13 protein-coding genes are annotated in these 13,110 nt (G+C 72.8%); 9 read left to right on the forward strand and 4 right to left on the reverse strand.

Going from position 1 to position 13,110, the window contains the following annotated elements; translation table 11 throughout:
* Window positions 1-70 precede the first annotated feature (70 nt).
* From Q1V71_RS15555 to ettA, 5 genes are all read left to right on the forward strand, one after another.
* Window positions 71-1,204, forward strand: coding sequence for a PrsW family intramembrane metalloprotease (locus Q1V71_RS15555; RefSeq protein WP_300644924.1), 1,134 nt, complete (start codon window positions 71-73; stop codon window positions 1,202-1,204).
* A 7-nt stretch (window positions 1,205-1,211) separates the two neighbouring features.
* A complete protein-coding gene (locus Q1V71_RS15560; protein WP_300644925.1) occupies window positions 1,212-2,960 on the forward strand; it encodes a dynamin family protein in 1,749 nt (582 codons plus the stop codon).
* A 102-nt stretch (window positions 2,961-3,062) separates the two neighbouring features.
* Window positions 3,063-4,703 (forward strand): YfjP family GTPase, encoded by a 1,641-nt coding sequence (locus Q1V71_RS15565; protein WP_300644926.1) that lies wholly within the window; start codon window positions 3,063-3,065, stop codon window positions 4,701-4,703.
* Between the two features lie 156 nt (window positions 4,704-4,859).
* Window positions 4,860-5,336 carry a single-stranded DNA-binding protein gene (locus tag Q1V71_RS15570; RefSeq protein WP_300644928.1) on the forward strand — a complete coding sequence of 159 codons (477 nt, stop codon included), beginning with the start codon at window positions 4,860-4,862 and terminating at the stop codon, window positions 5,334-5,336.
* A 64-nt stretch (window positions 5,337-5,400) separates the two neighbouring features.
* Window positions 5,401-7,083: an energy-dependent translational throttle protein EttA gene (ettA, locus tag Q1V71_RS15575; protein ID WP_300644930.1), complete on the forward strand. Its 1,683-nt coding sequence runs from the start codon at window positions 5,401-5,403 to the stop codon at window positions 7,081-7,083.
* A 111-nt stretch (window positions 7,084-7,194) separates the two neighbouring features.
* Here the strand turns inward: ettA and Q1V71_RS15580 are convergent, their stop codons facing one another.
* Both Q1V71_RS15580 and Q1V71_RS15585 read right to left on the reverse strand, forming a co-directional pair.
* Window positions 7,195-7,689 (reverse strand): MarR family transcriptional regulator, encoded by a 495-nt coding sequence (locus tag Q1V71_RS15580; protein WP_300644932.1) that lies wholly within the window; start codon window positions 7,687-7,689, stop codon window positions 7,195-7,197.
* A 124-nt stretch (window positions 7,690-7,813) separates the two neighbouring features.
* A complete protein-coding gene (locus Q1V71_RS15585; RefSeq protein WP_300644934.1) occupies window positions 7,814-9,031 on the reverse strand; it encodes an acetyl-CoA C-acetyltransferase in 1,218 nt (405 codons plus the stop codon).
* A gap of 138 nt (window positions 9,032-9,169) precedes the next feature.
* Here Q1V71_RS15585 and Q1V71_RS15590 point away from each other — a divergent pair, with 138 nt between their 5' ends.
* Entirely contained in the window at window positions 9,170-10,048 is an 879-nt protein-coding gene (locus Q1V71_RS15590; protein WP_300644936.1) for a thioesterase family protein, read from the forward strand.
* A gap of 34 nt (window positions 10,049-10,082) precedes the next feature.
* Here Q1V71_RS15590 and Q1V71_RS15595 read toward each other — a convergent pair whose 3' ends face one another.
* A complete protein-coding gene (locus Q1V71_RS15595) occupies window positions 10,083-10,460 on the reverse strand; it encodes a globin (protein WP_300644937.1) in 378 nt (125 codons plus the stop codon).
* A gap of 127 nt (window positions 10,461-10,587) precedes the next feature.
* Between Q1V71_RS15595 and Q1V71_RS15600 the strand changes: the two genes are divergently transcribed.
* The gene (locus Q1V71_RS15600) at window positions 10,588-11,016 is read left to right on the forward strand and encodes an OsmC family peroxiredoxin (protein WP_300644939.1); all 429 of its coding nucleotides are present in this window, start codon (window positions 10,588-10,590) and stop codon (window positions 11,014-11,016) included.
* A gap of 71 nt (window positions 11,017-11,087) precedes the next feature.
* Here Q1V71_RS15600 and Q1V71_RS15605 read toward each other — a convergent pair whose 3' ends face one another.
* Entirely contained in the window at window positions 11,088-12,131 is a 1,044-nt protein-coding gene (locus Q1V71_RS15605) for a mechanosensitive ion channel family protein (protein WP_300644941.1), read from the reverse strand.
* Window positions 12,132-12,267: 136 nt separating this feature from the next.
* Here Q1V71_RS15605 and Q1V71_RS15610 point away from each other — a divergent pair, with 136 nt between their 5' ends.
* Both Q1V71_RS15610 and Q1V71_RS15615 read left to right on the forward strand, forming a co-directional pair.
* Window positions 12,268-12,621, forward strand: coding sequence for a hypothetical protein (locus tag Q1V71_RS15610; protein WP_300644943.1), 354 nt, complete (start codon window positions 12,268-12,270; stop codon window positions 12,619-12,621).
* Window positions 12,608-12,997 (forward strand): DUF5130 family protein, encoded by a 390-nt coding sequence (locus Q1V71_RS15615; RefSeq protein WP_300644945.1) that lies wholly within the window; start codon window positions 12,608-12,610, stop codon window positions 12,995-12,997. The genes Q1V71_RS15610 and Q1V71_RS15615 overlap by 14 nt, the downstream gene beginning before the upstream one ends.
* Window positions 12,998-13,110 lie beyond the last annotated feature (113 nt).

Below are 13,110 nucleotides of genomic sequence, written 5' to 3' on the forward strand. Positions count from 1 at the left end.
GGGAGCCCGCGCGGCACCTGTCGCGAGCCGCACGAGGGTCGGCGCGCCACCGGCCGATAGGCTCGTGCGCATGGTCAGGTCCCGCCGCGAGGGTGTCGCGTTCACCGTGGTGGTGACCGTGCTCGTCGCCCTCGGTGCGCTGCCGATGCTCCTCGTGCTCGCCCTGTCGGGTGCGCCGTCCTCGCTCCTGCTGGCGACCGTGCTGGCCGCGCTGCCGGTCGGGCCGCTCGTGGGCTGCTACCTCTGGCTGGACCGGTACGAGCCCGAGCCCCGCTCGCTGCTGGCGCTCGGCCTGCTCTGGGGCGGCTTCGTGGCGACCGCGGGAGCCCTGCTGGTGCAGGGGATCGGCGGCCTGTTCGTCGGCGTCACCGAGGCCGCGAGCTTCGCGGTGGTCGCGCCCGTCACCGAGGAGGCGAGCAAGGGCGCCTTCCTCGTGCTCCTCCTGTGGCTGCGCCGCGCGGAGCTGGACGGCATCCTCGACGGCATCGTCTACGCCGGCATGGTCGGGATCGGCTTCGCCTTCGTCGAGAACATCCTCTACCTCGCCGCCGCCTACAACGGCACTGCCGGCATGGGTCCGGGCGGCACCGAGGCGCTCACCACGACGTTCGTCCTGCGCTGCCTGGTCAGCCCCTTCGCCCACCCCCTCTTCACGACCTTCATCGGCGTCGGGGTCGGCATCGCGGTGGGGAGCCGGTCCGGCGCGGTGCGCTGGTTGGCGCCCCTGGGCGGCTACCTCCTGGCGGTGCTCACCCACGCGCTCTGGAACGGCTCGGCCTTCATCGGCTTCGGCGGCTTCGTGGTCGTCTACGTGGTGCTCATGGTCCCGGCCCTGGCCGGCATGCTGGCGCTGGCCCTGTGGGCGCGCCGCTACGAGCAGCGGATGCTGGTCACCGCGCTGGCCGACGCCGCCCACCGCGGCCTGCTCCCGGCCACCGACATCGCCTGGGTCGTGGACCTGCGGGCCCGGCGCACGGCCCGCGCGTTCGCCCGCAGGCACGGCGGCCCGGAGGGCGAGCAGGCGATGCGGGTCTACCAACAGGCAGCGGTCGAGCTGGGTTTCCTGCATCATCGCTACCTGCGCGGCACCCCACCGCCAGACTTCGCCGTGCGCGGCTACGACCACGTGGTCCTCATCCGCGCCGTACGCCCCTCCATCGCTTTCCCCGGACAGGTGGTCCCGACCCGCATGAGCGCCCAGTGAGTGCCCAGTGAATGCCCGGCACGAGGCCGCGACCGACGTCGGTGCCGGTGACGCACAGATGATCACCGCCCTGGTGCGCCTGCGCGGCGCCCTGCAGGCGACCACGCTGCCGCTGGACCTGCCCGGCGTCGAGGCGGTCCGCGCCTCCCACCGCGAGATGGTCGACCAGCTCGAGGACTACGTCATCCCGCGGGTCATGACCGTGGACGCGCCGCTGCTGGCCGTCGTCGGCGGTTCGACCGGCGCCGGCAAGTCGACCCTGGTCAACTCCCTCGTCGGCCACCGCGTCACCGCCTCCGGGGTCCTGCGGCCGACCACGCGCTCGCCCGTGCTGGTGCACCACCCCGACGACGGCCACTGGTTCGGCCAGGACCGGTTGCTGCCCGACCTGCGCCGCGTCGACCACAGCACCGACGACCCCGACTGCCTCCAGCTGGTGGCCACGGAGTCGGTGCCGCAGGGCCTGGCCGTGCTGGACGCCCCGGACGTCGACTCCGTCGACGAGCGCAACCGGGCCCTGGCCGCGCAGCTGCTCGCCGCGGGCGACATGTGGCTCTTCGTCACCTCGGCCGCGAGGTACGCCGACCAGGTGCCCTGGACCTTCCTCAAGCAGGCGGCCGACCGTTCCACGGCCGTGGCGATCGTGCTCGACCGCACCGCCCCCGAGGCCGTGCAGACCGTCGCCGCGCACCTGGCGCGGATGCTGGCGGCCCGCGGGCTCAAGGACTCCCCGCTGTTCGTGGTGCACGAGGGCAGCGTCGACGAGGAGGGTCTGCTCCCACCGGCCCACGTGGCCGAGGTCCGGGGCTGGCTGGACTCGCTGGCCGAGGACTCCGGGGCCCGCGGCGCCGTGGTGCGCCAGACCCTGGACGGCGCGATCCGTTCCCTGACCCACCACGTCCACCCGGTCGCCGACGCGGCGGCCGCCCAGGTGGACGCCGCCGAGCACCTGCGCCGGCTCAGCGACCAGGCCTACTCCGACGCCCTCGACCGCGCCCTGGTCGCCACCGCCGACGGCACCCTGATGCGTGGCGAGATCCTGGCGCGCTGGCAGGAGTTCGTCGGCACCGGCGAGCTGCTGCGCTCCCTGGAGACCAAGGTCGGCTGGCTGCGCGACCGGGTCGTCGGCGCCGTGAAGGGCAAGCCCCAGCAGGCCGAGCGGGTGACCGTGGCGGTCGAGTCGGGCCTGGAGCTGCTGGTCCTCGAGCACGCCGAGCAGGCGGCCGAGGCCGCCGAGCGCGCCTGGAAGCAGCAGGCCGGCGGGGCGGCCCTGCTCGCCGCCGGCGGTCCCGAGCTCGGCCGCGCCTCGCGCGACCTGCGGCGCCGCGCCGAGCGGGCCGTGCGCGAGTGGCAGACCGACGTGCTCGACATGGTCCGCGCCGAGGGAGAGGGCAAGCGCACCACCGCCCGCTTCCTGGCGCTCGGCGTCAACGGGCTCTCCGTGGCGCTCATGGTCGTGGTCTTCTCCCACACCGCCGGTCTCACCGGCGCCGAGGCCGGCATCGCCGGCGGCTCGGCCGCCCTGGGCCAGAAGCTGCTCGAGGCGGTCTTCGGCGACCAGGCCGTGCGCGGGATGGCCGAGCGTGCCCGACTGATGCTCGAGGAGCGGGTCACCGGGCTGATGGCCACCGAGCAGGCGCGCTGGACCGCGCTGGTCGACGGGCTCGGCCTCTCCCCGGAGGTCCCCGAGCAGCTGCGAGCCGCTGCCCGCCGCGTCGACGACGTCCGGTTCTCCAGCGCCCAGCGCGAACACTGAGCCGGGCGACGAGGTGGGTCCGAGAGTGGTCGAGGTGATGTCACGCGCCTCGTGCCGACCCCCTAGGGTGGGCGGCACCATGTCCGAGACGGTGAGGAAGCGATGACGTCGCTGCTGGAGGGGGCCAGAAAGCTGGTCACCCGGGGCACCGACGTCGGTGCCCGCATCGAGGGCCTCGCGACCGCGACGGAGGCCGCCCGCGGCCGTCTCGACGACGAGCTGGTCGACCGCGCGGCGACGGTCGTCGACCGCGGCGCCAGCCGGTTGCGGCTCTCTGCCCACCACACGGTCGTCGGCATCGCCGGCGCGACCGGCTCGGGCAAGTCGTCCACGTTCAACGCCCTCACCGGCCTGGAGCTCTCGGCCGTCGGCGTACGCCGTCCGACCACGTCGTGGGCGACCGCCTGCGTCTGGGGCACCGAAGGCGCGGCCGAGCTGCTGGAGTGGCTCGGCATCCCGCCCCGGCACCAGACCACCCGCGACTCGATGCTCGACACCCGTCGGGAGTCCAACGCGCTCGAGGGCGTCGTGCTGCTCGACCTGCCCGACCACGACTCCACCGAGGTCGCCCACCACCTCGAGGTCGACCGGCTCGTGGCCCTGGCCGACATGTTCGTGTGGGTCCTGGACCCGCAGAAGTACGCCGACGCCGCCATCCACGACCGCTACCTCGCGCCGCTGCGCAGCCACTCCGAGGTCATGGTCGTGGTGCTCAACCACATCGACACCGTGCCCGAGGACCGCCGCGACGCGATGGTCGAGGACGTACGCCGCCTGCTGGCCGCCGACGGCATCCCGGACGTCCCCGTCATCCCCATCTCTGCGCGGCATGGCGTGGGCCTGGACGTGCTGCGCGAGGAGATCGGGCGGCGGGTCGCCGACAAGCGGATGACCGCGGGCCGGATCGAGGCCGACGTGCGCGCCGCCGCCGCCGAGCTGCGCGCCGCCGCCGGCGAGGCGCCCACGCGGACCCTGTCCGCCGACCGGGTCGCCGCCCTGGACTCCGCGCTGGCCGAGGCCGCCGGCGTGCCCGCGATCGTCGAGGCCGTGGAGCGATCCGCCCGCTGGCGGGCCGGCCGCGCCACCGGCTGGCCGCTCGTCTCCTGGACCAGCCGCCTGCGCCCCGACCCGCTCAAGAAGCTCGAGCTCGACCTGGGGGCGGACGCCCGCACCCTGCGCGGGTCGGGCACCGCCCTCCCGCAGGCCACCGCGGTGCAGCGCGCCCGGATCGACTCCGAGGTCCGGGCCCTCGCCGACGACGTCTCGCAGGGACTCGCGACCCCGTTCGCGGAGTCCGTGCGCACCGCCTCGACCGCCCGCCTCGACGAGGTCGGCGACCGGATCGACACCGCCGTGCGCGGGGTCGACCTCGACGCCACCCGGCTGCCGGTGTGGGCCGGGGCCGTGCGGGTGCTCCAGTGGCTGCTGGTCCTCGCCGCCCTCGGCGGTGCCGCCTGGAGCGTGGCCGCCTTCGCCTCCGGCGGGCTCTCCGACCTGCCCCGCGCCGGCGGGGTCGCGCTGCCGCTGCTCCTGCTCGGCGGTGGGGTGGTGCTGGGCGTCCTGCTCGCGCTGCTGTGCCGCGGGCTGGTCTCGGCCACCGCACGCAGCCGGGCCGCCGAGGCCGACGGCCGCTTGCGTGCCGCGGTCTCGGAGGTCTCCGCCGAGCTGGTCGTGGCCCCAGTCCAGGCCGAGCTGACGGCGTACACCGCCGTCCGCACGGGTCTCGACCGCGCCCTGGCCTGACGGCCCTCCGACCTTCCACAGCCCCGGGTCCTGCGCCTGGCTCCCCAGCGCCCGTCGCGACGCCCCCGCAGACGCCCAGACCCCGGCACCGTGGTCCGCGGTGGGGCGACCGCCTCCCGCGAGACGTCCGGGCGAGCCCGGGGATGGAGGACCAGGGTGCTGAACGAGACGACGGTGACCGTGCAGGGCTGGATCGGCGGGCCGGTGTCGCTGCGGCGGGCGGGCAACGCCCCCGTGGCGAGCTTCCGGCTGGCGGCCACGCCGCGGCGCTACCACCCGGCGACGGGGGAGTGGAGTGACGACACGACGCAGTGGTTCACGGTGAACGCCTGGCGGGCGCTGGGGGAGCACTGCGCCCACTCGCTGCGCCGCAGCGACCCGGTCGTGGTGGTGGGGCGGCTGCGCGCCTCCACCTGGGTCAACGCGGCAGGGGTGGAGGTGACCTCCTTCGAGATCGACGCCCAGTCGGTGGGTCACGACCTCAACCGGGGTACCTCGCTGTTCACCCGGGCCCAGCGCGCCGCGCAGGGCAGCGAGACCGCGCGGGCCGAGGAGCAGGGACCGGCCGGGGCGGTCGGCGCCGACGCCGCTCCCGGGACCGGCGCCGACTCCGGCGACAGCCGGGCCGCCTGACGGCGAGGTCGTAGCCCTCCCCGGGGTCGGAGACACCCCGACCCCGTGGGTAGGCTCGGGGACCATGGCGGAATATGTCTTCACCCTGCGCAACGTCCGCAAGGCCCACGGTGACAAGGTCGTCCTCGACAACGTCACGCTGTCGTTCCTGCACGGCGCCAAGATCGGCGTCGTCGGCCCCAACGGCACCGGCAAGTCCACGCTGCTGAAGATCATGGCCGGCCTGGAGCACGCCAACAACGGTGACGCCATCCTCGACCCCGAGGCCACCGTCGGGATGCTGCAGCAGGAGCCGCCGCTGACCGAGGGCACCACGGTCCTGCAGAACGTGCAGGAGGCCGTCGGCGAGATCAAGGCCAAGATGGACCGGTTCAACGAGATCGGCGAGCTGATGGCCGAGCCGGACGCCGACTTCGACGCTCTCATGGCCGAGATGGGCGACCTGCAGACCGACCTCGACAACGCCAACGCCTGGGACCTCGACAGCCGCCTGGACCAGGCGATGGACGCCCTGCGCTGCCCCCCGCCGGACGCGATCGTCGACAACCTCTCCGGTGGTGAGCGCCGCCGCGTCGCGCTGTGCAAGCTGCTGCTCCAGCAGCCAGACCTGCTGCTGCTCGACGAGCCCACCAACCACCTCGACGCGGAGTCGGTCCAGTGGCTGGAGGGCCACTTGGCGACGTACCCCGGTGCCGTGCTGGCCATCACCCACGACCGGTACTTCCTCGACAACGTCGCCGAGTGGATCCTCGAGCTGGACCGCGGCAAGACCCACCCCTACGAGGGCAACTACTCCACCTACCTGGAGACCAAGAAGGAGCGCCTCAAGATCGAGGGGCAGAAGGACGCCAAGCGCGCCAAGATGCTGGAGAAGGAGCTGGAGTGGGTCCGCTCCAACCCCAAGGCGCGCCAGGCCAAGTCCAAGTCCCGCCTCGCCCGCTACGAGGAGATGGCGGCCGAGGCCGACCGGATGCGCAAGATCGACACCTCGGAGATCAACATCCCGGCCGGTCCGCGACTCGGTGACGTCGTGCTCGAGGCCAAGGGCCTGACCAAGGGGTTCGAGGGCCGCACGCTCATGCACGACCTGACGTTCTCGCTGCCGCGCGCCGGCATCGTCGGCGTCATCGGCCCCAACGGCGTCGGCAAGACCACGCTCTTCCGGATGATCACCGACCAGGAGCAGCCCGACCAGGGGGAGCTCACCGTGGGCCAGACGGTCAAGATCTCCTACGTCGACCAGAGCCGCGGCGGCATCGACCCGAACAAGAACGTCTGGGAGGTCGTGTCCGACGGCCTGGACTTCATCAAGGTCGCCAACTTCGAGATGAACTCCCGCGCCTACGTCGCCTCCTTCGGCTTCAAGGGCCCGGACCAGCAGAAGAAGGCCGGCGTCCTCTCCGGTGGTGAGCGCAACCGTCTCAACCTCGCCCTGACCCTGAAGATGGGCGGCAACCTGCTGCTCCTTGACGAGCCCACCAACGACCTCGACGTCGAGACCCTGTCCTCGCTCGAGGACGCGCTGCTCGACTTCCCCGGCTGCGCCGTGGTCACCTCCCACGACCGGTGGTTCCTCGACCGGGTCGCCACCCACATCCTGGCGTGGGAGGGCGACGACGAGGACCCCGCCAAGTGGTTCTGGTTCGAGGGCAACTTCGCCGCCTACGAGGAGAACAAGATCGAGCGCCTGGGCGCCGAGGCGGCCCGGCCGCACCGGGTCACCCACCGGCGGCTCACGCGGGATTGATGGGCGGACTGTTCCGTAGAGCGACTGGGTCTCGACACGCGGGTCGCGACCTCGTCCCTCGGTCGCGCCGCTCGCTCGACCACCATCAGATTCGCTGAAGGGCTTCGCCCTTCAGCGAATCTCCGCCTCCGGGTGCCCGGCGACCAGGCGGTCCGAGACCGCGTCCATGACGCGGGCGACGGCCGCGAAGTCCTCGGGGGCGGCGAGGTCGACCAGGTTGGTGCGCACGCTGGTGACGTGCTCGGCAGCGGCCCGTCGCAGCAGCTCCCAGCCCTGCTCGGTCATCGAGCAGACGATGCCGCGGCCGTCCTCCGGCGAGGCCCCGCGCTGGACGAGACCGGCCTTCTCCATCCGGGCCACGGTGTGCGTCACCCGGCTGCGGGAGTGGGCGAGGGCGTCGGCGAGCTGGGCCATGCGGAGCCGGCCGTCGCGCTCGCTGAGCCGCACGAGGATCTCGTACTCGGTCAGGGAGAGGTCGAAGGAGCGACGCAGGTCGGCGTCGAGCCGGTCGAAGAGCAGCGTGGTCCCCATGACCAGGGCACGCCACGCCTTCTGCTCCTCGGGCGTCAGCCAACGGGTCTCGGTGGTCTGGTCGCGGTAGGGCACCTGCGCATCCTAGGACGACGGGTACCCGGTGCCGGGGCACCTGGGGCCGGACGCGGCGACGCGCCGACCGGGAGCCGGTCGGCGCGTCGTGTGCTGCAGGTGCGGTCGGGCCGCGGGGCTGGGATCAGGAGAGCCGCTCGAGGATGAGCGCCATGCCCTGGCCGCCACCGACGCACATGGTGATCAGGCCGGTGGTCTTGTCGTGCCAGTCCAGGCTGTTGAGCATGGTGTTCTGCAGCCGGGCGCCGGTCATGCCGAACGGGTGGCCGACCGCGATCGCGCCGCCGTTGACGTTGAGCCGGTCGATGTCGATCCCGAGGTCCTGGTAGGACGGCACGACCTGGGCGGCGAACGCCTCGTTGATCTCGACCAGGTCGATGTCGCCGATGCTCATGCCGGCGTGCTTCAGGGCGTTCTTGGTCGCCTCGACCGGGCCGAGGCCCATGATCTCGGGGGAGAGGCCGGAGACGCCGGTGGAGACGATCCGCGCCAGCGGCTTCAGGCCGAGCTCGGCGGCCTTGGTGTCGCTCATGATGACGACCGCGGCGGCGCCGTCGTTGAGGGCGCAGCAGTTGCCGGCGGTCACGACGCCGTCGGGGCGGAAGACCGGCTGGAGCTGCGAGAGCGCGTCGTAGGTGACGCCGGCGCGCGGGCCGTCGTCGGTGGAGACCACGGTGCCGTCGGGCAGGGTGACCGGGGTGATCTCGCGGGCCCAGAAGCCGTCGTTGATCGCCTTCTCGGCGAGGTTCTGCGAGCGCACGCCGAACTCGTCGAGCTCCTGGCGGCTCAGGCCCCGCAGGGTGGCGACGTTCTCGGCGGTCTGGCCCATCGCGATGTAGATGTCGGGGAGCAGGCCGTCCTCGCGGGGGTCGTGCCACGCCCCGCCGCCGCCCTTGGCCGCCTCGTCGGTGCGCACCTGCGCGTCGGCGAACTTCGGGTTCTTGGTGTCGGGCCAGTGGTCGGAGGTGCCCTTGGCGAAGCGGGACACGGTCTCCACGCCGGCGGAGACGAAGATGTCGCCCTCGCCGGCCTTGATGGCGTGGAAGGCCATCCGGGTCGTCTGCACCGAGGAGGCGCAGTAGCGGGTCGTGGTGGCACCGGGGACCTCGATCCCGAGGAGCGTGGTGACGACCCGGGCCATGTTGTTGCCGGACTCACCGCCCGGGAGACCGCAGCCGAGGTAGAGGTCCTCGATCGTCGTGGGGTCCAGCGCGGGGATCTTGTCGAGCGCGGCCTGGATGGCGAAGGCGCTCAGGTCGTCGGGACGGAAGTCCTTGAGCGAGCCCTTGTTGGCGCGGCCGATCGGCGTGCGCGCGGCGGAGACGATGACTGCTTCGGGCATGGAGTGCGCTCTTCTCTGTGCGGGTCTCGGGTCGCCTCACCCTAGTGCTCGGGCGTGGGGGCGGGGAGTGGCGGTGGTCACGTCCTGGGAGGCCGGGTGGTGGGGATCGGGACCGGTGGCCTCTGGGAGCATCTGCGGGTGCGCCACGTCTACGAGTGCCCCGTGCGCTGGGCCGACCTCGACCTGCTCGGCCACGTCAACAACGTGGCCTACGTCGACTTCCTCCAGGAGGCGCGGGCGGACCTGTTCCGCAGCCACCGCTCCGGGCTCCGCGCGCCGGAGCTGGAGGAGGGCCTGGTGGTGGTGAGCACCCAGGTCCGCTACCGGGAGTCGATGCTGCTGCGCTTCGAGCCGGTGCGGGTCGAGGTGTGGGTCGTCGAGGTGCGGGCCGCGAGCTTCACCCTGGCCTACGAGGTCTTCGACGAGCGACCCGACGGCACCCGGGCGGTCTACTGCACCGCGACGACCGTGATGGCGCCGTACGTCTTCGCCGAGGAGCGGCCGCGCCGGCTGACGGCCGAGGAGAAGCAGGCGCTGGAGCGGCACCGCGACGAGGGGGCGGCGCCCGAGCCGCGGCCGTGGGCGCCGCCGCACCGCACCGAGGTCGGGCACTACCCGGTGCACGTGCGCTTCAGCGACGTGGACGTCTACGGGCACGTCAACAACGTGACCTACGTGGAGTACTTCCAGGAGGCCCGGATCGCGGTGCTGGCGCGGCTGTGGGGCGAGGTGCCCGCCGGTAGCGGCCGCACGTCGGTGGTCGTCGCCCAGGCCGAGATCGACCACCTCGTGCCGATGCTGCACCGCCCCGAGCCCTACGACGCGTTCACCCAGGTCGTGCACGTCGGCAACACCTCGGTCGTCGTCGAGACCGAGGTCGTCGACCGTTGCGGGCCGAACGAGGTGCGGCACGCGCGGGCCCGGGTGGTGCTGGTCTTCGTCGACGACGACGGGCGCCCGCGCCGGCCCGAGGAGTCGGTGCGCGCGCCGCTCGTGGCAGAGGTGGCCCCGGCCTGACGTCCGCCCGACGCGGGGCGCGGCGGGCGGGCGCTCACTCCTCGTGGGTGTTCACCATGAACTGCGCCGCGTGGGTGACGTAGTCCCAGAACTGGGCGTCCTGCTCGGGGGGCAGCGCCACCTCGTCGAGGGCGTCGCGGAAGTGCTTGAGCCAGTGGTCGCGCGCGGTCGGGTTCACGGCGTACGGCGCGTGGCGCATCCGCAGCCGCGGGTGCCCGCGCTGCTCGCCGTACGTCGTGGGTCCGCCCCAGTACTGCATGAGGAAGAGCCGGAAGCGCTCCTCGGCCGGGCCGAGGTCGGCCTCGGGGTACATCGGTCGCAGGACCTCGTCGGTCGCCACGCCGGCGTAGAACCTCGCGACGATGCGGGTGATCGTCTCCTCGCCGCCGATCTCGTCGTAGAAGGTGCTCACCGGTCCATCATGCCGAGGAGGGGGTGGTCGCTCGTCACCGGCGTGGAAGAGTGGTGGGCCGGAGGGCGTCGCCCCTCCCTGTGAATGTTCCGCAAGGAACACCCCGAGAACCCGAGGAGTCGCACCCATGGCAACCACCCGCACCGCGAAGACGACCTGGCAGGGCTCCCTCGCCGAGGGCTCCGGCAGCGTCGAGCTCCAGTCCTCCGGTGTCGGCACCTTCGACGTCTCCTGGCCCTCCCGGTCGGAGGAGGCCAACGGCAAGACCAGCCCCGAGGAGCTGATCGCCGCGGCCCACGCCTCCTGCTTCTCCATGGCGCTGTCGGCCGGTCTCTCCAAGGCCGGCACCCCGCCGACCACCCTGGAGACCAGCGCCGACGTCGAGCTCACCGTCGGCACCGGCATCACGGGCATCAAGATCACCGTGGTCGGCACCGTCGAGGGCATCACCGAGGAGCAGTTCGTCGAGGCCGCCGAGGGCGCCAAGGCCAACTGCCCGGTCAGCAAGGCACTCGCCGGCACCACGATCACCTTGGACGCCTCGCTCAAGGGCTGACGCGAGCATCCCGACGACGTACGACGAAGGGCCGGTCCTGCGCAGGACCGGCCCTTCGTCGTGCCGTGCGGTCAGGAGCGCGGCTGCTCCTCGGCCGCGGCCGCCTCGGCGACCTCCGCGGCCGGCTCGCCGCGGTGCCACACGACCCGCTGCGGGAACGGGATCTCGATGCCCTCGTGGTCGAAGCGGTTCTTGATCCGCATCCGCATCTCACGCGCGATGCCCCACTGCAGCCCGGGTGCGGTCTTGAGCGCGACGCGCACGAGGATCCCGTCGATGCCGAGGTCCTGCACGCCCCACACCGAGGGCTCCTCCAGGATCTCGCCCTTGAAGTCCTCGTCGTCCCACAGGTCGTGGGCGACGTCCTCGAGCACGCGGCGCACCTTCGTGAGGTCCTCGCCGTAGCCGACCGAGACGTCCAGCACGGTGCGCGCCCAGTTCTGGCTCATGTTGCCGACCCGGCTGATCTCGCCGTTGCGGACGTACCAGACGGTGCCGTTGATGTCGCGCAGCCGGGTGACGCGCAGCGAGACCGCCTCGACCGTGCCGACGGTGCCGTCGAGGTCGACCTCGTCGCCCACGCCGTACTGGTCCTCGAAGATCATGAAGACGCCCGAGAGGAAGTCGCTCACGAGCGACTGGGCGCCGAAGCCGAGGGCGATGCCGACGATGCCGGCACTGGCGATGATCGGGGCGATGTTGACGCCGATCTCGCTCAGCATCATCGTGCCGACGATCGCCAGCAGCACACCGGTGATGACCGACTTCAGCAGGCTGCCCATGGTCCTAGCGCGCTGCACCCGCCGGTTGAACGTCGCGGCGTCCCGGGCCACCGTCGCCTTGCCGCGTCGCCGGGAGAACTTCCCGATGTGGTCGGGCAGCACCCCTTCCTGGGCGCGGCTGACCAGCCGGTCGACCAGGCGGTGCAGCACCCACCGCAGGCCCAGGCCGAGCAGGAGCAGCCCCATCAGCTGCAACGGGGTGCCGATGAACAGGTCGGCAGCGGTGGCGAGGGTCTGGTTGTCGGTGCGGCCGAGGACCCACGTGCACACCTGCTCGTCGTCCGCGCACGTCTCGGCCAGGGGCAGGGCCAGGAAAGGCGTGTGTGGTGGCATGCCGGCCAGTAAACCGGGATCGCGCCGCCGAGCCGAACCACCCGCCCGTGGGGCCGGGTGCGAGCCCGGTCACGTCCGGGTCCGCTCCCGCGGGACCGGCTCGGACGCGTGCCCGCCAGCCACTATCCTGGCGCGCGTGACCCCGTTCGTGAACCTCGCCCGCCGTGGCCTCGCCGTCGCCCTCGCCGCCGTCACCGTCGCGCTGCTGACCGCCGTCCCGGCCGCCGCCGAGGTGCCCGTCGGCTGGTCGGAGCCCGACCCGGTCGACCCGACGTTCGTGATCCTCATCGCGGTGCTGCTGCCGATCGGCCTGGCCGTCCTGCTCACCGCGTTCGTCTACGGTCCGCCGCTGGCCCGCGGGGAGAGCGTGAAGCCGCACGCCCCCCAGGTCGAGAACCAGTGGATCGGCGGCCCGCGCAAGACCGCCGGCGAGCTCGCCGGCCCCGACGGCGACGACTCCCAGTCGGGTGGGGCCAGTGCCCGCTGGTGATCCCTTCTCCGCCCGCGAGCACGCCCTGCTCGACGCGACGATCCGTCGTGCGGAGCAGACCTGCCGGGCCGAGATCTCGGTCTTCGTCGGCAACGTCGACGGCGAGGACCCGCGGGCCTTCGCGACCCGCCTGCACAACACCCTGGTCGCCCCCGCGCGCAGCATCGTCGTGATGGTCGACCCGACCCGTCGCCTGCTCGAGGTCGTGACCGGCGGCGACGTACGTCGTCACCTCAGCGACGCCGCCGTCGAGCTGGTCGTGCTGCACATGCGCACCGACTTCGCCAACGGCGACCTGGCCGGCGGCCTGCGGCGCGGCATCGAGATGCTCGCCGAGCGGGCCCGGCCCCCGCAGCTCCCCGCCGCCCGCGGCTGACCGCCGAGCCGTCACTTCCGCACCGCCGAGCCGTCACTTTCGAACCAACGAGCCGTCACCTCCGCACACCGATCGGTGCGGAAGTGACGGCTCGAGGGTTCAGAACCGCCGGT

Source organism: Nocardioides sp., assembly GCF_030149505.1.
GTDB lineage: Bacteria > Actinomycetota > Actinomycetes > Propionibacteriales > Nocardioidaceae > Nocardioides.

Excerpts from the sequence above, each read along its gene's own strand:
- Q1V71_RS15605 (WP_300644941.1), bottom strand. The coding sequence starts at position 12,131 with ATGCCACCACACACGCCTTTCCTGGCCCTGCCCCTGGCCGAGACGTGC.
- Q1V71_RS15565 (WP_300644926.1), top strand. The coding sequence starts at position 3,063 with ATGACGTCGCTGCTGGAGGGGGCCAGAAAGCTGGTCACCCGGGGCACC.
- Q1V71_RS15555 (WP_300644924.1), top strand. The coding sequence starts at position 71 with ATGGTCAGGTCCCGCCGCGAGGGTGTCGCGTTCACCGTGGTGGTGACC.
- ettA (WP_300644930.1), top strand. The coding sequence starts at position 5,401 with ATGGCGGAATATGTCTTCACCCTGCGCAACGTCCGCAAGGCCCACGGT.
- Q1V71_RS15585 (WP_300644934.1), bottom strand. The coding sequence starts at position 9,031 with ATGCCCGAAGCAGTCATCGTCTCCGCCGCGCGCACGCCGATCGGCCGC.
- Q1V71_RS15600 (WP_300644939.1), top strand. The coding sequence starts at position 10,588 with ATGGCAACCACCCGCACCGCGAAGACGACCTGGCAGGGCTCCCTCGCC.